This is a genomic window from Pseudomonas sp. TMW22089 (assembly GCF_022496645.1).
Lineage (GTDB): Bacteria > Pseudomonadota > Gammaproteobacteria > Pseudomonadales > Pseudomonadaceae > Aquipseudomonas > Aquipseudomonas paraversuta.
Map to the genome: position 1 here is coordinate 1 of NZ_SCFG01000011.1, position 19,787 is coordinate 19,787.

The 19,787-nt window shown below is 55.1% G+C and carries 20 protein-coding genes, 1 tRNA gene and 1 pseudogene; 19 read left to right on the top strand and 3 right to left on the bottom strand.

What is annotated here, in order from left to right; all coding sequences use genetic code 11:
- Positions 1-124 (top strand): annotated as a pseudogene (locus EQV90_RS12515) (hypothetical protein); the annotation flags it as partial.
- A 174-nt stretch (positions 125-298) separates the two neighbouring features.
- Here EQV90_RS12515 and EQV90_RS12520 read toward each other — a convergent pair.
- Positions 299-1,582 (bottom strand): OprD family porin, encoded by a 1,284-nt coding sequence (locus EQV90_RS12520; protein WP_202210945.1) that lies wholly within the window; start codon positions 1,580-1,582, stop codon positions 299-301.
- A gap of 784 nt (positions 1,583-2,366) precedes the next feature.
- On the opposite strand from EQV90_RS12520, the gene EQV90_RS12525 reads away from it, so the two are divergent.
- Together EQV90_RS12525 and EQV90_RS12530 are read left to right on the top strand one after the other, a co-directional pair.
- The gene (locus EQV90_RS12525) at positions 2,367-2,795 is read left to right on the top strand and encodes an HIT family protein (RefSeq protein ID WP_010655858.1); all 429 of its coding nucleotides are present in this window, start codon (positions 2,367-2,369) and stop codon (positions 2,793-2,795) included.
- Positions 2,795-3,001: a SlyX family protein gene (locus tag EQV90_RS12530; RefSeq protein ID WP_003441212.1), complete on the top strand. Its 207-nt coding sequence runs from the start codon at positions 2,795-2,797 to the stop codon at positions 2,999-3,001. Before EQV90_RS12525 ends, EQV90_RS12530 begins: the two co-directional genes overlap by 1 nt.
- Before the next feature lie 66 nt (positions 3,002-3,067).
- Here EQV90_RS12530 and EQV90_RS21695 read toward each other — a convergent pair whose 3' ends face one another.
- Positions 3,068-3,670: a cold-shock protein gene (locus EQV90_RS21695; protein WP_276617526.1), complete on the bottom strand. Its 603-nt coding sequence runs from the start codon at positions 3,668-3,670 to the stop codon at positions 3,068-3,070.
- Between the two features lie 1,324 nt (positions 3,671-4,994).
- Between EQV90_RS21695 and EQV90_RS12540 the strand changes: the two genes are divergently transcribed.
- The 16 genes from EQV90_RS12540 (at position 4,995) to EQV90_RS12615 (ending at position 17,595) form a co-directional block, all read left to right on the top strand.
- The gene (locus tag EQV90_RS12540) at positions 4,995-5,216 is read left to right on the top strand and encodes a zinc ribbon domain-containing protein (RefSeq protein ID WP_003441220.1); all 222 of its coding nucleotides are present in this window, start codon (positions 4,995-4,997) and stop codon (positions 5,214-5,216) included.
- 109 nt (positions 5,217-5,325) lie between these two features.
- Positions 5,326-7,101 carry an aspartate--tRNA ligase gene (gene aspS / locus EQV90_RS12545; RefSeq protein ID WP_029612355.1) on the top strand — a complete coding sequence of 592 codons (1,776 nt, stop codon included), beginning with the start codon at positions 5,326-5,328 and terminating at the stop codon, positions 7,099-7,101.
- A 120-nt stretch (positions 7,102-7,221) separates the two neighbouring features.
- Entirely contained in the window at positions 7,222-7,968 is a 747-nt protein-coding gene (locus tag EQV90_RS12550; RefSeq protein ID WP_127196578.1) for a YebC/PmpR family DNA-binding transcriptional regulator, read from the top strand.
- A 128-nt stretch (positions 7,969-8,096) separates the two neighbouring features.
- Positions 8,097-8,621, top strand: a complete 525-nt coding sequence (gene ruvC / locus EQV90_RS12555) for a crossover junction endodeoxyribonuclease RuvC (RefSeq protein ID WP_003441230.1) — start codon at positions 8,097-8,099, stop codon at positions 8,619-8,621.
- Between the two features lie 111 nt (positions 8,622-8,732).
- Positions 8,733-9,341 carry a Holliday junction branch migration protein RuvA gene (ruvA, locus tag EQV90_RS12560; protein WP_003441233.1) on the top strand — a complete coding sequence of 203 codons (609 nt, stop codon included), beginning with the start codon at positions 8,733-8,735 and terminating at the stop codon, positions 9,339-9,341.
- Complete coding sequence (ruvB, locus tag EQV90_RS12565) at positions 9,342-10,400, top strand: Holliday junction branch migration DNA helicase RuvB (RefSeq protein ID WP_003441236.1); 1,059 nt, start codon at positions 9,342-9,344, stop codon at positions 10,398-10,400.
- Positions 10,401-10,538: 138 nt separating this feature from the next.
- The gene (ybgC, locus tag EQV90_RS12570) at positions 10,539-11,006 is read left to right on the top strand and encodes a tol-pal system-associated acyl-CoA thioesterase (protein WP_003441239.1); all 468 of its coding nucleotides are present in this window, start codon (positions 10,539-10,541) and stop codon (positions 11,004-11,006) included.
- Positions 10,996-11,691: a protein TolQ gene (gene tolQ, locus EQV90_RS12575; RefSeq protein ID WP_003441243.1), complete on the top strand. Its 696-nt coding sequence runs from the start codon at positions 10,996-10,998 to the stop codon at positions 11,689-11,691. Before ybgC ends, tolQ begins: the two co-directional genes overlap by 11 nt.
- A gap of 23 nt (positions 11,692-11,714) precedes the next feature.
- Positions 11,715-12,167: a protein TolR gene (tolR, locus tag EQV90_RS12580; protein WP_162207799.1), complete on the top strand. Its 453-nt coding sequence runs from the start codon at positions 11,715-11,717 to the stop codon at positions 12,165-12,167.
- Positions 12,167-13,261, top strand: coding sequence for a cell envelope integrity protein TolA (gene tolA, locus EQV90_RS12585; RefSeq protein WP_240878169.1), 1,095 nt, complete (start codon positions 12,167-12,169; stop codon positions 13,259-13,261). Before tolR ends, tolA begins: the two co-directional genes overlap by 1 nt.
- Positions 13,262-13,308: 47 nt before the next feature.
- Entirely contained in the window at positions 13,309-14,559 is a 1,251-nt protein-coding gene (tolB, locus tag EQV90_RS12590) for a Tol-Pal system beta propeller repeat protein TolB (protein ID WP_050949469.1), read from the top strand.
- 55 nt (positions 14,560-14,614) lie between these two features.
- Positions 14,615-15,115, top strand: coding sequence for a peptidoglycan-associated lipoprotein Pal (gene pal, locus EQV90_RS12595; protein ID WP_003441254.1), 501 nt, complete (start codon positions 14,615-14,617; stop codon positions 15,113-15,115).
- A gap of 6 nt (positions 15,116-15,121) precedes the next feature.
- Complete coding sequence (gene ybgF, locus EQV90_RS12600; RefSeq protein ID WP_029612352.1) at positions 15,122-15,940, top strand: tol-pal system protein YbgF; 819 nt, start codon at positions 15,122-15,124, stop codon at positions 15,938-15,940.
- A 163-nt stretch (positions 15,941-16,103) separates the two neighbouring features.
- Positions 16,104-16,751, top strand: a complete 648-nt coding sequence (queE, locus tag EQV90_RS12605; protein WP_003441261.1) for a 7-carboxy-7-deazaguanine synthase QueE — start codon at positions 16,104-16,106, stop codon at positions 16,749-16,751.
- A 1-nt stretch (position 16,752) separates the two neighbouring features.
- The gene (queC, locus tag EQV90_RS12610; protein WP_003441263.1) at positions 16,753-17,445 is read left to right on the top strand and encodes a 7-cyano-7-deazaguanine synthase QueC; all 693 of its coding nucleotides are present in this window, start codon (positions 16,753-16,755) and stop codon (positions 17,443-17,445) included.
- 74 nt (positions 17,446-17,519) lie between these two features.
- Positions 17,520-17,595 (top strand) — tRNA-Lys (locus tag EQV90_RS12615).
- Between the two features lie 212 nt (positions 17,596-17,807).
- Here the strand turns inward: EQV90_RS12615 and EQV90_RS12620 are convergent.
- Positions 17,808-19,709 (bottom strand): acyltransferase family protein, encoded by a 1,902-nt coding sequence (locus EQV90_RS12620; protein WP_240878204.1) that lies wholly within the window; start codon positions 19,707-19,709, stop codon positions 17,808-17,810.
- Positions 19,710-19,787: the final 78 nt, after the last annotated feature.

Sequence of the window (19,787 nt, forward strand, 5' to 3'; positions counted from 1 at the left end):
ATGGTGAGTGAGTCGATATCGATCTACAACAGCGAGCGTCCGCACCAGTCTTTGAAATACAAAACGCCCGATGCAATGCATCGGGCGTTGGGGTGAAACAGGTGTAAACCTATTTCAGGACTAGACAAGTACCTTCATACGAGGCGATGGGGGCAGGGGCCAAGAAGTTGTTGGTTACCGGGTTGTTAGTTAGCTTGCTATATATACTTTGCCCCGGGCAATAAAAAACCACGCCCCTGAGGCAGGGGCGTGGTTTTTACTAAACACAGTACTTGTAACTAAGGCCCGAAGGCATCGATTACAGGATGTTCAGTGGGTACTCAGCGATCAGGCGAACGTCGTTGACGTCATTGCCGTAGTTGCTGGTGGTGCGGTAGATAGCGCTACGCAGACGGAAAGACAGGTCTTTGGCCGGGCCTTCCTGCAGCACGTACTTGGTTTCGAAGTCGAACTCGTGCTCTTTACCTTCACCGTCATTGGTGGAGATGTTGGTGCCTCGAACGTAGCGAGCCATGAAGCTCAGGCCTGGAACGCCGTAGCTGGCCATGTTCAGGTCATAACGACCCTGCCAGGACTGCTCGTCTTTGGCGTTAAAGTCGGAGTACTGCACGGAGTTGGCGAGGAAAATGGTGCCGCCGCCGTCTACGCCGTAGTAGTAACCGCTGTCACCGGTGGAGCGCTGGTGAGCAATGGTGAACTTGTGGGCGCCGAGGCTATAGGCAGCTGCCAAGCTCCAGATTTTGTTGTCTACGTTGCCAGCCAGTTCCTGGCCCTGGCTCGAAGTTCTGTAGCCGTTGAGGTCGAAGTTCAGGGCTTGAGAGTCTGCGATCGGCAGGGTGTAGTTCAGGTTGACGTACTGCTTCTTGAAGTAGTCATCAACATCGGATGCCGCCACACCACCGACAAGGTTGTCGGTGAACTGGTAGGTTGCGCCAGCAATGTTGGCAGAGGTCAGGCCAGGCTGGCCTGGGCCGTTGATGCTGTCACGAGCCATGCCAGTTTGCGAGCTCAGCGCTGTGAAGCGGCCGGCGCTCAGTTCCAGACCCTTGATTTCCTTGCTGGTGAGCAAGGTGCCGGTAGCTACTTCTGGCAGCAAACGGCTGTCATCGGTAGAGAAAACCGGGCTGGCAACAAACTGGTTGCCGTATTTCAGAACGGTATCGGAAAGACGGAATTTTACAGCACCGCCGATTTTCGATTGGGTATCTTCCGGAGAACCGTCGCCCTTGGTAGCGAACAGGCCGTTGCCCTGGCGACCAGCGCCGCCGTCCAGGCGTACTGTGCCCATGGCGAAAGCGTCAACACCGACACCGACGGTGCCCTGGGTGAAGCCGGACTGGTAGTTGAGCAGTTCGCTCAGGCCCCAGTCTTCGCGGTAGCCGCTTTTGAAGCCGCCACCTGGCTTGGCGATGTTGCCAGCGCCGTTACGGAAATCACGGTTCATGTACAGCATGCGAGTTTTGGAAGTCAGCGTGCTGTCTTCAATGAAACCTTTAGCATCGTCCTGCGATGAGGCCATTGCGAACTGGGTAGTACCGGCTGAAACAGCCAGGGCGATCATGCTCCACTTCATCACGCGCATCGTGATTTGCTCCTTTGGTTTTTAGGAAGAGTACTGCCGTCCCACCTGAATTATTATCTGGGGCGGCTCTTTCTTTTTGTGTCGGCGCAAACTTATATCACGCCGGCCATGTTGGCGATACTTGCTCTCATAAGCATTCAGTTTCTTTACAGCCGTGTCGCAAATTGCTACCCCGCATGTCGCAGACGCATAGCTGTATGCCGTTTTTCAGCATGTTTAAAGTGCTGTTTACAGCTGTGGCTACATGGAAACTACGTTGCGCCTACACATTTAAATCCCGGATTCTAGCGGCGCAGCTATTGTTATTTATCGCCCGGTGACCGCACTCCTGCAGACACTTGGACGACTGTGTCAGTGGCTTATGCAACAAGCATGCTCAAATTACCCAATAGCTCGAAAAATATTTTTTTGGGCATTTCCAGTCTGAAAATCCAGACGCTGCTTGGGTTAAACGGGAATATTGCAGGGCTGGCTGCCAGTTTTTCCGTTGTAAAGGCCAGGTTCTGGCGCAGGGAAACACCTCAAACGTTACCGGTAAACACCTGTTGGGGTGGTCGGTGACGTTTTGGTGCACTAAAAACATTCATATTGTGCGTTTTTGGTGCACAAGTGTTTGATGACTGTTGATTGAGCCCTTGTTGCTGCGCTGCTGGTGGAAATCAATGCTTGCTGCCGTGATGTATGGAGCAATCAAGGGTATCCTGCAGCTCTTTCGCCTGGCGGTTGATACGTGTCGTCAGGCGCCGGTTGAACTGAAACTGCCCGTTGAACAGGAGAACACCCAGTGTTCGTTTTGGATACACGCCTTCACGAGGATACCTGGCTGATAGGGGACTTCCCCTTGTGCCGTCTGTTGCTCTCCAATGATTCGAATTATCCCTGGTTTATTTTGGTGCCACGGCGCGAGGGTATAAGTGAATTGTTTCAATTGGATGAACATGATCAGCAGTTGATGTGGGCTGAGACAACAGCCCTGGCGCGGACGCTGAAGGATGCATTCGGCGCGGACAAAATGAATGTCGCGACGCTGGGTAATGTTGTCAGCCAGCTGCACATGCACGTCATTGTTCGGTACCAGGCCGATGTTGCATGGCCCGGTCCGGTCTGGGGCAAGCACCCGGCAAAGCCGTATACCCAGGCAGAGGTGGGCGCGATCCAGGACAAGTTGAAGTCGGTCCTTGGTGTCGAGTTCACTTTTTCAGAGGTGCAATGATGACCCTTGAGGCGCGGGTAATGGACCTTGAGAGCCGTCTGGCTTTTCAGGATGACACCATTCAGGCATTGAATGATGTACTGGTGATGCAGCAGAACGCCGTCGACCGTTTGCAAATGCAGATGGCTGCGCTGCTCAAGCGCCAGGAAGAAATGGGCGGACAGTTCGAATCATTCGAGGAAGAAGCTCCGCCGCCGCATTATTGATTTTTGAGCAGGCAATAAAAAACCGCGATCAGCCAGGGCTGGATCGCGGTTTTTTTTTTGCTGAAATTAGCGGCGTGGCAACGCTGCAATCACATCTTCAGCTTGTAGGCCTTTATCGCGGTTCATCACCGAGAACTCGACACGTTGTCCTTCCACCAGTACCCGGTGACCTTCGCCGCGAATGGCGCGAAAGTGGACAAAAATGTCATCCCCGGAGTCGCGGGAAATAAAGCCGAACCCCTTGGAGGTGTTGAACCACTTTACAGTGCCTGTATCGCGGTTGGTCATGTCATAGCTTTGCGAAGTCGACGAAGGTGATGATTTGTAGAAGCTGACTACAAGATGCAGCAACACGGCAATTACAGCAGGAACGAGACTGATCAAAATTGCTGGCTGATCGCCGATCGGCAACAACAGGCCGAACAGGGTCAGGGTTTGCAGGACAACAGCCAGCACCAATAGAGCGCTGACCAGATTTTGCAGTTGATGACGGGGGCCTTTATTCCAGAACGGAATGACTGGAGCCAGTGTCAGGTTAAGGAGACCAAAAAAAGCCAGATACAGAGCATCGTCGTGTTTCAGGTAAGGTAGAGCATCAGGTTGCAGGCTAGGAATGAAGGACAGCAGCAATGCAGCTGCGCCCGTTAGCAGGTGGACGATTTTCAACATTTCAATAAACTCACATTTAAGACGGATCGCAAGGAAGAGCTGATTGCGTACGGTTCGCTTCTGAAAATGATGGAGGCGCTAGACACGTACGGGCATCAGCCTATGCGCCGTCGCCAGAGGCTTGACGAAGGCGACACGCCGCCTATTTAACAGCAAAGCTTGGGCCTTCTCAAATTAAGCGTATTGATGGGATGTTGATGTGATTGCACAGCACATGATGATCCCCCGCGTTTTTTAGTGGTAGAGCCTTGTTCTAGAGGTGTGCAGCCCATTTCAGGCGGCATCTGCTGGCGTCGGGTGATTGTGGCTGGTTACAGCATCCTATGCCGATGTTGGTACAGGCATGACCGTTGGTCATATTTCCAGGGGGCAGAGCCCTGGAAGGAGTTGTATTTATAATCTGCTATGAATTGACAAAAATAATGGTTTGCTCAAGTACTGAAAGTGTCGTGCTGGCTCGTATTTAAACTATGAGTGATAGGGGGCTTGTAGTATGTGATTTAAAAGGCGGTGCTTGAGTGCCGAGCATGATCTGGATGAGTACGGTTTTGTGTTTTTTTGATCATGCATAAAGTGTCAGTTGTCGTTGCGGGCGGGTATTTTTTAACGCTGAAGTACCAGACGTTGAGTGGGGGTATTGTATTTCCCTTAACTGTTCTGGATGGGCGCGAGGGCTTTAGCCTGGTCGTTCCCGGTTAGTTTGCTCAGGGGTTCATGTTCTTTGGTCGGGCCCGGGCGCGCATGCCGCCTTGAGAGGCTTGCGGTCTGTGTTTCATAAGGGGTTGTTTCAAAAAAACCACCTTTGATTGTGCTGGATGTTGATTGATATTGGCGCAGAAGTGCAGGGCGCAGGGCGGGATGGATGTTTGTATTTTTTGATTTCGAAAAGAACTTGCCTTGGCCCCTTTCCAGTTTGGTCTGGCTGGAGGACTGTCGCCGGTTTGCCGATATATATCAGCAGGAGGGGTTTTATATTGAGGGTAAGAGCCGTTGTTTGATAAATGCCTGGCGTTCTTGCATTGATCGGGAAGTTGATAGTGGGGCATGGAGGGTGCAAGACGTTGACAGCCTCATTGGGTTGGCATGTACCCGGGCTCGGAAGCTTCTCCCGAAGCTGCTGAAAAATACCGGTTTGCCGGGCGATTCGGGGTGTGGGGCCGGAGCAGGTTGTTCGGTGGCTTGTAATCTTTTGCGAATCATGGTGCCTTTAAGGTCTTATGGCTGTTCATGCGGCTGCAATGGCTCGATTTACCAGATATAATCTCGCGCTTTGCTGCGTAACCCTCCTTATGGGTTGCCGCTAACGGATTGTCGAGACACGCCAATGCCCATGTACGATTACCAGTGCGCTTCCTGTGGTCATCAACTGGAAGCCATTCAAAAGATCAGTGACTCGCCACTGGTTGATTGTCCTGCCTGTCAGGCCCCTGAGCTGAAGAAAATGCTGTCCATGCCAGGCTTCCGCCTTAGTGGCACCGGCTGGTATGAAACAGACTTCAAGACAGGCTCGAAAAAGAATCTGGCAGGCGGCGACAAATCCGACTGAGGCTGAACCAAAGCAGTCTGAACACAAGCGGGCTCTTGCATTGTTACCAGCACTGACGGTGCGCAAGACCTCCACCGAATTTCGAATTACGAGAAGTGAAACCACTACCATGATGCGCAGCCATTATTGCGGCCAACTGAACGAAAGCCTGGAAGGCCAGGAAATTACCCTTTGCGGATGGGTCCATCGTCGCCGTGACCACGGTGGGGTGATTTTCCTCGATATCCGTGATCGTGATGGTCTGGCCCAGGTGGTGTTTGACCCGGATCGCGCCGAGACCTTCGCCGCCGCAGACCGTGTGCGCAGCGAGTACGTGGTCAAGGTCACCGGCAAGGTGCGCTTGCGTCCGGCCGGTGCCGGCAACGCCAACATGGCTTCGGGCATGATCGAAGTACTGGGCTACGAGCTGGAAGTCTTGAACGAAGCGGAAACCCCGCCGTTCCCGCTCAACGAATTCTCCGACGTCGGTGAAGAAACCCGTCTGCGCTATCGCTTTATCGATCTGCGTCGCCCGGAAATGCTCGAGAAGTTGCGTCTGCGCTCGCGCATGACCACCAGCATCCGTCGCTTCCTGGACGAGAACGGCTTCCTGGACGTCGAAACACCGATCCTGACCCGTGCCACACCGGAAGGCGCGCGTGACTATCTGGTGCCAAGCCGTACCCACGCCGGCTCCTTCTTTGCTCTGCCGCAATCGCCGCAGCTGTTCAAGCAGTTGTTGATGGTTGCCGGCTTTGACCGCTACTACCAGATCGCCAAGTGCTTCCGTGACGAAGACCTGCGTGCCGACCGTCAGCCTGAGTTCACTCAGATCGACATCGAAACCAGCTTCATGAACGAAGCCGAGATCATGGGTCTGACCGAAGAAATGATCCGCAACCTGTTCAAGGAAGTGCTGGGTCTGGAATTCGGTGAATTCCCGCACATGACCTGGGAAGAGGCCATGCGCCGCTTCGGCTCCGACAAGCCTGACCTGCGTAACCCGCTGGAACTGGTTGACGTTGCCGATCAGCTTAAAGATGTGGAATTCAAGGTGTTCAGCGGCCCGGCCAACGACCCTAAATGCCGTATTGCCGCCTTGCGCGTTCCTGGCGGCGCGAGCATGCCGCGTAAACAGATCGACGACTACACCAAGTTTGTCGGCATCTACGGTGCCCGTGGCCTGGCGTACATCAAGGTCAACGAGCGCGCCAAAGGTGTTGAAGGTCTGCAATCGCCGATCGTCAAGAACATCCCTGAGGCCAACCTCAATGTGATCCTCGATCGCGTCGGTGCGGTTGATGGTGACATCGTGTTCTTCGGTGCCGACAAGGCCAAGATCGTTAGCGAAGCGCTGGGTGCACTGCGTATCAAGGTCGGTAACGATCTGAACCTGCTGACCTGTGAGTGGGCTCCGATGTGGGTTGTCGATTTCCCGATGTTCGAAGAGAACACCGACGGCAGCTTCAGCGCCTTGCATCACCCGTTCACCGCACCCAAGTGCTCGCCTGAAGAGCTGGAGGCCAACCCGGCCACCGCGCTGTCCCGTGCCTACGACATGGTGCTCAACGGTACCGAATTGGGTGGCGGTTCGATCCGTATTCACCGCAAGGAAATGCAACAGGCGGTCTTCCGTCTGTTGGGTATCGGTGAAGCCGAGCAGGAAGAGAAATTTGGCTTCCTGCTGGACGCCCTGAAATACGGCGCGCCACCCCATGGTGGTCTGGCGTTCGGTCTGGATCGTCTGGTGATGCTGATGACCGGTGCCCAGTCGATTCGTGAAGTCATTGCCTTCCCGAAAACCCAGAGCGCTGCCTGCGTCATGACTCAGGCTCCTGGTGTAGTTGATGCCAAGGCACTGAGCGAGTTGCACATTCGTTTGCGCGAACAGCCTAAGGCTGAGTAAAGCTGACCTGCAAAGGCGCATCTCCGGATGCGCCTTTGCTATTCGGGTCGAGAATTTTTATTGCCGGTTCGTGGCACGTGTCAGGACCGGCAAGGTTTCATAAAGGATTCGGAGTGCGTTATGGCAGGTCATTCTAAGTGGGCGAACATCAAGCACCGCAAAGAGCGTCAGGATGCCAAAAAAGGCAAGATTTTCACCAAGTGGATTCGTGAACTGACCGTCGCTGCCCGTCAGGGCGGGGCTGATCCGGGTTCGAACCCGCGCCTGCGTCTGGCGCTGGACAAGGCCCTTGGTGCAAACATGAGCCGTGACATCATTGACCGTGCCGTCGCTCGCGGTGCCGGTGCCGCCGATACCGACGACATGGTCGAGTTGAGCTACGAGGGCTACGGTCCGGGTGGCGTTGCAGTGATGGTTGAGTGCATGACGGATAACCGTAATCGCACCGCAGCCGCCGTGCGTCATGCGTTCAGCAAGTGTGGCGGCAATCTTGGTACTGACGGCTCGGTGGCTTATCTGTTCGAGCGCAAAGGGCAGATATCCTATGCCGCGGGCATTGATGAAGATGCGTTGATGGAAGCTGCGATGGAGGCGGATGCCGACGACGTGGTGACCAACGAAGACGGCTCCATGGATGTATTCACTTCGTTCTCAAGCTTCTACGCGGTTCGCAACGCACTGGAAGCCGCGGGTTTCACCCCGGCAGACGCTGAGATTGTGATGTTGCCGACCACCAGCGCCGAGCTGGACCTGGACGGTGCGCAGAAGGTGCTCAAGCTGATCGATATGCTTGAAGACCTGGATGACGTACAGAACGTGTATTCCAATGCCGAAATTCCTGATGCGGTGCTGGAACAGCTAGCCTGATAACGTGCTACAAACCTGAGGCCGGAGGTGCAACGTTGCGATGATCGCTACGCTGTGCACCTCCGGCTTCTGCCTTTAAGCTGTTCGGGCATGTTCCCGTGGGCGTCACTTCATAAGCTGTAGGCGTTATGACTCTTATTCTTGGTATTGATCCTGGTTCGCGAATCACCGGTTATGGCGTGGTGCGAGACACCGGGCGTGGTTGCGTGTACGTGGCGTCGGGATGCATTCGTACGGGCAGTGGCGAGTTGCATGAGCGGTTGCAGATCGTCTATCGCGGAGTGCGCGAGGTGATTCAGACTTACGGGCCGGTAACCATGGGCATCGAAAAAGTGTTCATGGCCCGCAATGCCGACTCGGCGCTCAAGCTGGGCCAGGCAAGGGGCGCCGCCATTGTGGCGGGTGCTGAAGAAAGCCTGGAGATTGCCGAGTACTCGGCCACTCAGGTCAAGCAGGCCGTTGCGGGTACCGGGGGAGCCAACAAGGAGCAGGTGATGATGATGGTCATGCATTTGCTCAAGCTCACGACCAAGCCGCAAATCGATGCGTCGGATGCGCTGGCGATTGCCTTGTGCCATGCACATACTCGTTCCAGCCTGTTGCCCCACGGCCTGGGTGCGGCGCGTAGCCGGGGTGGGCGTTTGCGGCTCTGAAACACGTTTATTAATGTAATTAAGCTTGCTGGCAGGGCTCTATCTGCAATGATGCAGCCTGCTCGTTGCAGTTGTGAGCCATTGATCTGGCCAGAGAAAAGGATCTAAAACGTGATTGGACGCTTGCGCGGTACTCTGGCTGAAAAACAGCCGCCGCACCTGATTCTTGATGTAAATGGCCTGGGCTATGAGCTTGAAGTGCCGATGACCACGCTGTATCGGCTGCCATCCATAGGCGAGCCGCTGACCTTGCACACCCACCTGGTGGTTCGCGAAGACGCCCAGTTGCTCTATGGTTTTATCGGCAAGCGTGAGCGTGACTTCTTTCGTGAGCTGATCCGGCTCAACGGTGTCGGCCCCAAACTGGCTTTGGCGTTGATGTCGAGCCTGGAGGTAGACGAGTTGGTGCGCTGCGTGCAGGCGCAGGACACATCTGCCTTGACCAAGGTTCCGGGGGTGGGCAAGAAAACCGCCGAGCGACTATTGGTTGAGCTCAAGGATCGTTTCAAGGCCTGGGAGCAGGTGCCGAGCATGTTTGCGCTGGTGCCAAACCAGCCGGACGCGCCGTTGCAGGTGGCCAGTGCAGAAAGCGATGCGGTCAGCGCCTTGATTTCTCTGGGGTATAAACCTCAGGAAGCAAGCAAGGCGGTAGCCGCGATCAAGGATAAAACGTTGAGCAGTGAAGATATGATTCGTCGTGCCCTCAAGGGAATGATTTAAGTGATTGAAGCTGACCGTTTGATAACCGCCTCAGGCGGGCGGGACCGCGAAGAGGTTCAGGATCGGGCGATTCGTCCTTTGAGCCTGGCCGACTATATTGGTCAGCCGACGGTGCGCGAGCAGATGGAGCTGTTTATCCAGGCTGCCCGCGGGCGCTCGGAATCGCTGGATCACACCCTGATTTTCGGTCCGCCCGGGCTGGGTAAAACTACGCTGGCCAATATCATTGCCCAGGAAATGGGGGTGTCGATCAAAAGCACCTCGGGTCCGGTGCTGGAACGACCGGGTGATCTGGCCGCGTTGCTGACCAACCTTGAGCCGCACGATGTGCTGTTTATCGATGAGATCCATCGCTTGTCGCCCATCGTTGAGGAAGTGCTGTACCCGGCAATGGAGGATTTCCAGCTCGACATCATGATTGGTGAAGGGCCGGCCGCACGCTCGATCAAGCTCGACTTGCCACCGTTCACCCTGGTGGGAGCGACTACCCGCGCGGGGATGCTCACCAATCCGTTGCGTGACCGGTTCGGCATCGTGCAGCGGCTGGAGTTTTACAGCACGGATGACCTGGCAACGATTGTCAGCCGTTCGGCCAAAATCTTCGGTCTGCCCCTCGATCCGGAAGGCGCCTACGAAATTGCCCGGCGCGCACGTGGCACACCGCGCATCGCCAACCGTTTGTTGCGTCGTGTACGGGACTTTGCCGAGGTGCGGGCCAAGGGTCATATCACCAAGCCGGTGGCCGACCTGGCGTTGAATCTGCTGGATGTCGACGAGCATGGTTTCGATCATCAGGACCGGCGCCTGTTGTTGACCATGATCGAGAAGTTCGACGGCGGTCCGGTCGGAGTCGACAGTCTGGCCGCTGCAATCAGTGAAGAACGCCATACGATCGAAGATGTGCTGGAGCCGTATTTGATCCAGCAGGGCTATATCATGCGCACGCCCCGTGGTCGCGTTGTGACCCGGCACGCGTATTTGCACTTCGGACTGAACATTCCGTCGCGCCTGGGCGAAATGCCGGTCGTAGACGAGTTTTTGAATGCTTTAGATGATTAATAAGCGGTCGGCAGTCGATTTTTTCGGCGTTTTTGCTGTCTCAAGGGCTGGCGCTGAAAATCCCGGGTCTTAAAGTCCGGGAAGAATGAAAAAACAGTCGATTGGCGGATTGGCAACCTGAGGAGTAAGCACTAGAGTATGCGCGCGCAAAACAGGCTTGAGCCGTTCGCACATCGCTGTCGCGTTTATTACGAAGACACCGATGCGGGTGGCGTCGTGTATTACGTAAATTATCTAAAGTTTATGGAGCGGGCTCGAACCGAAAGGCTGCGGGAACTGGGTTTTTCCCAGTCCGAGCTGGTGGGGGAGAACCTGTTATTTGTCGTGCATTCCAGCGAGGCGCGTTACCACGCTCCGGCGCGACTGGACGATGAACTGTTGGTTAGTGCGCAAGTGACAGAGCTCAACCGTGCAAGCCTGCGTTTCAAGCAGCAGGTCTGGCGGGCGACAGATGCAACACTGCTCTGTGAGGGGCAGTTTTTGGTGGCCTGTGTGCGCGCCGATAGTTTTAAACCCCGGGCCATTCCCGAAGCTTTACGTACGGCCTTTGCCGACGTGAGCGGCGCGGGTAAACATTTAGAGCAGGAGATAAAGCGTGGAAGCTAACGTCGTCGACCATTCCTCCATGTGGAGCTTGGTCAGCAATGCCAGCATTGTTGTGCAGTTGGTAATGTTGATCCTGCTGGCCGCATCGGTTACCTCATGGGTCATGATTTTTCAGCGCAGCACCATGCTGCGCGCCGGTCGACGTGCCCTGGAAAGCTTTGAAGAGCGTTTCTGGTCCGGTATCGACTTGTCGAAGCTGTATCGTCAGGCGGGTAGCAACCCGGACCCGGACTCCGGAGTCGAGCAGATTTTCCGTGCCGGCTTCAAAGAGTTCTCTCGTCTGCGCCAGCAGTCGGGTGTTGATCCGGAAGCCGTTATGGAAGGTGTTGCACGTGCCATGCGTGTAGCCATCTCCCGTGAAGAAGAGAAGCTTGAGCAAAGCCTGCCGTTCCTGGCAACCGTGGGTTCTGTCAGCCCGTACATCGGTTTGTTCGGTACGGTCTGGGGCATCATGAACTCCTTCCGGGGTCTGGCCACTGCCCAGCAAGCGACTCTGGCGACTGTTGCCCCGGGCATTGCCGAAGCACTGGTTGCCACGGCGATTGGTCTGTTCGCTGCGATCCCGGCAGTTATTGCTTACAACCGTTTTGCTGCACGTAGCGAAACCTTGATTAGCCGCTACTACACCTTCGCCGATGAGTTCCAGGCGATCCTGCACCGCAAAGTGCACACCAGCGAAGAATAAGCAGGTAATTTCCAATGGCTTTAATCGCTCGAGCGCGCAAAAAGCGCAAGCCGGTTGCCGAGATGAACGTAGTGCCATACATCGACGTGATGCTGGTACTGCTGGTCATCTTCATGGTGACCGCACCGATGCTCAACCAGGGTGTGAAGGTTGATTTGCCCAAGGTCTCCAGCGAGGCTTTGCCGCAGGACAACAACACTCAGGTTCTGACCATTTCGATCAAGGCTGACAAGACCTATTTCTGGAACCTTGGCAGTGAAGTCGACACCGAAAAGCAGATGGACAAGGCCATGACCTTGCCGCAGATGACTGACGCAGTGACTAAAATCATCCGCGCGGGCAACGAAGGCGGCAAGCACACCCAAGTCTTTATCCGCGGTGACAAAACTGTGGATTACGGCGCGGTGATGGGCGCCATGGGTGGCCTGCAGAAGGCCGGGGTCGGTAACGTTGGCCTGATAACCGAGGCTCCCTGATGCGCGAACAGCGGGAGCCGTCCGCCTCTGAAAACTATTTTTGGCCTACAGTCTGGGCGGTAGGGCTGCACATCCTGATTTTTGGCATGCTGTTCGCCAGCTTTGCCATGACTCCGGAACTGCCGCCGTCCAAGCCGATTGTTCAGGCAACCTTGTATCAACTGAAGTCCAAAAGTCAGGCGACCACCCAGAGCAATCAAAAGATTGCGGGTGAGGCGAAGAAATCCGCCGCACGCCAGACCGAAGTCGAACAGATGGAACAAAAGAAGGTTGAGCAAGAGGCTGTAAAAGCCGCGGAACAAAAGAAAGAAGAGGCTGCCGAAAAAGCTGCTGATGCCAAGAAGGCTGATGAAGCCAAGGCGAGCGAAGCCAAAAAGGCAGACGAGGCGAAGAAGGCAGATGACGCCAAGAAAGCCGACGATGCCAAAAAGGCTACAGAAACCAAAAAAGCCGAAGAGAAGAAACTGGCTGATATAGCCAAGAAGAAATCTGAGGAAGAGGCCAAGAAGGCTGCGCAAGAAGAGGCCAAGAAACAGGCCGCTGAAGACGCGAAGAAAAAAGCGGCCGAAGATGCGAAGAAGAAAGCTGCTGAAGATGCCAAGAAAAAGGCCGTAGCAGACGAGGCGAAGAAGAAAACCGCCGAAGATGCGAAGAAAAAGGCGGCTGCCGATGCTGCCAAGAAAAAGGCCGTAGAAGCAGCGCGTAAATCGACCGAAGACAAAAAGGCGCAAGCACTGGCTGATTTGCTTTCCGATACGCCACAACGCCAGCAAGCCTTGGCTGATGAGCAGGGCGATGAGGTCGCCGGCAGTTTCGATGACTTGATTCGTGCTCGAGCAGCAGAAGGCTGGGCTCGTCCACCTTCGGCCCGCAAGAATATGACAGTGGTACTGCAAATTGGCATGTTGCCAGATGGCACGGTAACGTCGGTGACGGTTGCCAAGTCCAGTGGTGATGGCCCGTTTGATAGCTCGGCTGTGGCAGCGGTCAAGAATATTGGCCGTTTAACGGAAATGCAGGGCATGAAGCCCAGCGATTTTAATCCTTACCGATCATTCAAGATGACATTCACACCTGAGGATCTAGCCTTGTGATTAAATTTTTTCGAGGACTGCTAGTCATCGTCTGCTGCGTGGCAGGGATGGCGGTAGCAGATGAAAAGAACATTCTGGTTACCAGTGGTAGCGACCGGGCAACGCCAATTGCAGTTGTTCCTTTCGGCTGGCAGGGCGGTACCGTCCTGCCCGACGACATGGCTGAAATCATTGGCAATGACCTGCGCAATTCGGGTTATTACGCGCCGATTCCAAAGCAGAACATGATTGGCTTGCCGACCCAGGCCAGCGAAGTCATTTTCCGTGACTGGAAAGCCCTGGGCGCCCAGTACGTCATGGTTGGTAATATTGTCCCGGCGGGCGGTCGCCTGCAGGTTCAATATGCCTTGTTCAACGTGGCGACCGAGCAGCCAGTGTTGACCGGCAGCGTGTCGGGTACCACTGATCAGCTGCGGGACATGGCGCATTACATCTCTGACCAGTCATTTGAAAAACTGACCGGTATTAAAGGTGCATTCTCTACACGTCTGCTTTATGTAACGGCTGAACGTGCCAGTGCGACCAACACCCGCTACACCTTGCAGCGTTCGGACTACGATGGTGCCCGTGCCGTTACCCTGCTGCAGTCGCGCGAGCCTATTCTGTCGCCGCGTTTTGCTCCGGACGGCAAGCGTATCGCTTATGTATCGTTCGAGCAGAAGCGTCCGCGTATCTTCATGCAGAACATTGATACTGGCCGTCGTGAGCAGATCACCAACTTTGAAGGCCTGAACGGTGCGCCTGCCTGGTCGCCGGATGGTTCCAAGCTGGCGTTTGTATTGTCCAAAGACGGTAATGCCGAGATCTACGTGATGGAACTGGCTTCGCGTCAGCTGACTCGCGTGACGAACAATCCGGCAATTGATACCGAACCGTTCTGGGGTAAAGATGGCAATACCATCTATTTCACCTCTGACCGGGGCGGTAAACCGCAAATCTACAAGACCACAGTTGGTAGCGGTAATGCAGAGCGCGTAACTTTTATCGGGAACTACAACGCCAGTCCGAAGCTTTCGGCTGACGAAAAGACCCTGGTAATGATCCATCGTCAGGACGGTTTCACTAATTTCCGTGTTGCAGCGCAAGATTTGCAGCGTGGAACCGTGAAAATCCTCACAGATACCAACCTTGATGAGTCAGCTACTGTTGCACCCAACGGCACCATGGTAATCTACGCCACCCGCCAGCAGGGCCGGGGAGTCTTGATGCTCGTGTCCATTAACGGACGCGTAAGGCTCCCTCTTCCTACCGCTCAAGGCGAAGTCAGAGAACCTTCCTGGTCCCCTTACCTGAACTGACGTGGTGATAGCTTTACGTTGCATATAACACTTGGGGTTCATTAGGAGTTTTACGATGGAAATGCTGAAGTTTGGTAAATTCGCTGCGCTGGCACTGGCCATGGCTGTAGCTGTAGGTTGCTCGTCCAAAGGCGGCGACAATGCCGGTGAAGGCGCTGCTGTTGATCCAAACGCTGGTTACGGCGCAAACACAGGCGCTGTTGATGGCTCCCTGAGTGAAGAAGCTGCTCTGCGCGCGATCACTGTTTTCTACTTCGAATACGACAGTTCGGACCTGAAACCAGAAGCAATGCGCGCTCTGGACGTACACGCTAAAGACCTGAAAGCTAACGGCGCTCGCGTTGTTCTGGAAGGTAACACTGACGCCCGTGGTACTCGTGAGTACAACATGGCACTGGGCGAGCGTCGTGCGAAAGCCGTTCAACGCTACCTGGTACTGCAAGGTGTTTCTCCAGCACAGCTGGAGCTGGTGTCCTACGGTAAAGAGCGTCCAATCGCTACTGGCAACGACGAACAGTCGTGGGCTCAAAACCGTCGCGTCGAACTGCGTAAGTAATTCGTCATGCGAACGTGCCGCCGTGCTGTAACTATTCTGACTCTCAGCCTCATGCCGCTAGCGGCATGGGCTGCGGTTCCTGTGGTCGATGACAACTCTGGCTATAACAATAGCGGGGGGAGTAATCCGGCTACGGGTTACGGTGCGAGCGGCGCCTATGCCGGGGGAGGGGTTTCGACCCCTATCTCGGCACAGGGCGAGCTGTTCAACCAGTTGCAACAAATGCAGGAGCAGATTGCCCGCCAACAAGGTGTGATCGAAGTTCTGCAAAATGATGTTTCGCGGATGAAGCAAGAAAGCCTGGAGCGATACCAGGAACTTGATCGGCGAATAGGAACCGGCGTTGCTCCTGCTGCCGCTCCTGATAATTCTTCTGCCGGTGGTGCTAATGCCGCCGGTAACAGCGCAGCACCTGCTTCTCAGGCCGCTGCCAGTTCGGAACCTGGCGATCCGGCGAAAGAAAAGCTCTATTACGATGCTGCTTTCGACCTGATCAAAGCCAAGGACTTCGACAAGGCCAGTCTGGCGTTCACTGCCTTTCTGCGCAAATACCCGAACAGTCAGTACGCGGGCAATGCCCAGTACTGGTTGGGTGAAGTGAATCTGGCCAAAGGTGATTTGCAGGCCGCTGGCCAGGCATTTGCCAAGGTCAGTCAGCTGTATCCCAAGCATGCCAAAGTGCCGGATTCGCTTTACAAGCTCGCTGATGTAGAGCGCCGCCTCGGTCATACCGACAAGGTTAAAGGCATTCTGCAGCAAGTGATCGCCCAGTACCCTGGTACTTCGGCGGCACAGCTGGCGCAGCGAGATCTGCAGCGCATGTAAGCAACACAATGCTTTCATCGAGAAACCCGCGCCTGTCGCGGGTTTTTTCGTTAGAATCCACGCCCTTTTATGAAATACGCTCTTCTGAGTCCTGCGCAGGCAGATTCTTTGGAGTGCCTGACGGAGGCGGACAGCCTGTTTAGCTGTTACGCCCGTGGCGGATATGCAAGACACATTGAGAATTACCGAAGTTTTTTACTCTTTACAGGGTGAAACGCGAACGGCTGGCCTGCCCACCGTTTTTGTACGCCTGACCGGCTGTCCTTTGCGCTGTCAATATTGCGACAGTGCCTACGCGTTCAGTGGCGGCACCGTACGTCCCCTCGACAGTATCCTTGAGCAAGTGGCCGGGTTTCGTCCGCGTTATGTTTGTGTGACGGGAGGGGAGCCTCTGGCGCAGCCCAATGCCATCCCTCTGCTCAAGCAACTGTGTGATGCGGGTTATGAGGTCTCGATCGAGACCAGCGGAGCGCTGGATATCTCTGCGGTCGACCCGCGTGTCAGTCGGGTGCTCGACCTGAAGACGCCGGGCTCCAAGGAGTCCCATCGCAACCTCTATGAAAACATTGCGCTGCTGACACCCAATGACCAGGTCAAGTTTGTGATCTGCTCGCGGGAAGACTATGACTGGGCGGTCTCCAAGCTGATCGAGTACGGCCTGGAGCGACGGGCTGGCGAAGTCTTGTTCTCGCCAAGTCACCACGACCTGAAGGCCCGCGATCTGGCGGACTGGATCGTGGCGGATAACCTGCCAGTACGCTTGCAAATGCAGCTGCACAAATATCTTTGGAACGACGAGCCGGGGCGCTGAAATGACCGTACAAACTGTTGTCACCGAAAAAAGAGCCGTAATCCTGCTGTCTGGCGGTCTTGACTCCGCGACTGTGGTGGCCATGGCGCGCGCCGAAGGCTACAGCTGCTACACCATGAGCTTTGATTATGGTCAGCGTCACCGTTCCGAACTCGACGCCGCCGCGCGCGTAGCCCGTGACCTGGGCGCGATCGAGCACAAAGTCATCGGCCTGAACCTGGACGGCATTGGCGGCTCGGCTCTGACTGACAGTTCCATTGACGTGCCAGAGACCCTTGGCGAAGGCATCCCGGTCACCTACGTGCCTGCACGTAACACCGTGTTCCTGTCGTTGGCGCTGGGCTGGGCAGAAGTGCTGCAAGCGCGGGACATCTTCATCGGCGTCAATGCGGTGGACTATTCGGGCTACCCGGATTGCCGTCCTGAATTTGTTCAGGCATTCGAAGTCATGGCAAACCTTGCGACCAAGGCCGGCGTGGAGGGGAACGGGTTCCGCATCCAGGCTCCGCTGCAAAACCTGAGCAAGGCGCAAATCGTCCAGACCGGTGTAAAGCTCGGTGTTGACTACTCCCTGACGGTTTCCTGCTATCAGGCAGACGCTCAGGGCCGTGCGTGCGGTAAATGCGACAGCTGCCGACTGCGTGCTGAAGGCTTTGCAGCGGCCGGAATTACTGACCCAACCCGCTATTTTTGAATTATTTCGCATTTATTTTTAACTGGGTGTTGAATTCTCGTTAAAAATCAGTATTATACGTCCCACAACGAAGCGGGTCGTTAGCTCAGTTGGTAGAGCAGTTGGCTTTTAACCAATTGGTCGTAGGTTCGAATCCCACACGACCCACCATATGCAACACCAAAACAGCCGGTCTAATCCTCAGGATTAACCGGCTTTTTTGTGTCCGGGATTTGTGGGTGCAGGGTGGCACGCAGAGAAGAGCCACCATGGCGGGCCAAGGCCCGCACAGGTCGACAACGCAAGTTGGCGTCGTTTCCGGGGTGAGTGCCAGCCTCAGTTGCTTCGGCCCCCCTGTCGAGCCTCCACGAGCCTGTACGCGGCTAAATTCCTTTGAACACGTCTTTAAACAATCCCTTCAACTGTTCGTTGCCTGCGTCTACGAGATGGTTGTCATCGTAATACAGCGGAACCCCGTCCCTGGACCCCATGCATTTGCCGTCAGGGCATAGATATGGGGTTGGATCCACTACGGTTGCGTTGCAACGCTTTGCTGCAGTTTCGATCGCGGTAATGGCAATCCTGTTGCGCTTTTCATATTCATGCAGCGGGATCGAAATATCCGTGGTGTGCTGGAATATTCGCCTGTGCAGATTCAGGCCTTTATAGACACTGAAGGGCATTTCCGGAATCGGCTTTACGATATAAACCGGATGGTTTTGTGCGATCGAGCAGACGACGTCGATGTATTTCGCGGTGTAGGTTTCGACAAAAGATGAGCCATCCGGGTCTTTGGCCTCAGGGAAGAAAATTCGGTGCTTGTTGTTTCGGCTCTGGTCCCAGTACAGCGCTGCCCGACTGAACAGCACCACGGGGATTCCCTTATAGGAGTTCTTCAGGACTTCCAGTTTTTCCTGGTTGAACGCCTGGCATTGGCGCTGCAGTTCTTTGTCACGCATTTCAAAATTTTGCAGGGTCGGACAACCACCGCGCGCCCAGGATAAAGCGGCTTGCTTGTTCTCGAGCTGGACCGCTGCTGCCGTTGATTGAGCGTGACTGTCACCAAACAGAATGACCGACACTTCGCCCGTACCGAGTTTGCAATCGGAGGCGGCATAGTCGTTGGGGAAGCATTCCTGCGAGTACAGTGTGCCGGAATACGCAGGTTGGCCCAGGTCCACAAAGGCAAACCTGACGCCAGGGTAGTCTTTTACTACCGAGGACGTGACGGCTGACAAGGCGACTGCGCCAAGCGCATATGAGGCGTACTTGATGATGGTTTTCGTAGCGGAGGTAGCGCTGTTCGCCCGTGACTCCACCAGATAGAACGACAGGGCACCCAGCACGAACGAAAGAATAATTGCGCCGGTCACGTACGGCCAGCTCGTCAGCAGGCCACAGGTATAGAGCAATACCACCAGCGGCCAATGCCAAAGGTAAACCGAGTAAGAGATCTTGCCGGTGTATTGCAGGGCTCTGTTGGTACTGAAAGCCGACTGGGTATTTCCGTAAATCACCAGCGCTGTTCCGAGAACCGGCAGCAACGCTAAATAACCGGGCCACTGATCCTGCTCGGAAAAGCACATCACACTGGCCAGGATGGCCATAAGGCCCAGGCCTTCGCAAATCGAACTGCTGCGCTTGCCAAGTTGCAGCGGGTACAAAAATACCAGCCCGCCTGCGATCATCTCCCAGGCTCGGGTGGGCAGCATATAAAAGGCAAATACGGGACTGGTCCTGGTCAGAACGACAGAGGCCGCGAACGAGATCAAAGCCAGCAGTACCAAGGTACTTCTTGTGTTTTTGGCACCCATAAACTTGTAGAGCGCCATCAGCAGTAACGGATAAAGCATATAGAACTGCCACTCAACCGACAGTGACCAGGTATGCAGTAGCCAGTTTTCGTGCAGCGGAGCGTCGAAGTAACTGCCGCCTTTGGCGAATGTGAAGTTCGAGCTGAAAAGCAGACTGCTTTTGAGCGTCCTTATGGCATCCCGATAATCATCCAGGGGCAGAAATACGAAGCCGAATATCAACAGTGCAATGCACAGGGCCAAAAGGGCCGGGATGATGCGGCGCGCTCTTGATGCGTAAAACCCCAGGAGGGAGAAGCGCTGCGTTTGTAGACCGGTGAAAATGATTCCGGTCATCAGGAAGCCCGAGATGACAAAAAACACGTCGACCCCTGCAAATCCTCCACCAAACCCTTGAACCTTGAAGTGGAAAAGCACCACCGAAATAACGGCGAGTGCCCGTAACGCATTGATGTTATTTCGAAATTCCATCGTCCTGCCCAATATCACGTCCATTGTGGGGTGGCATTGTAGTGGCCATGATGGGCTGTATGAACGGAAATCGTTTTT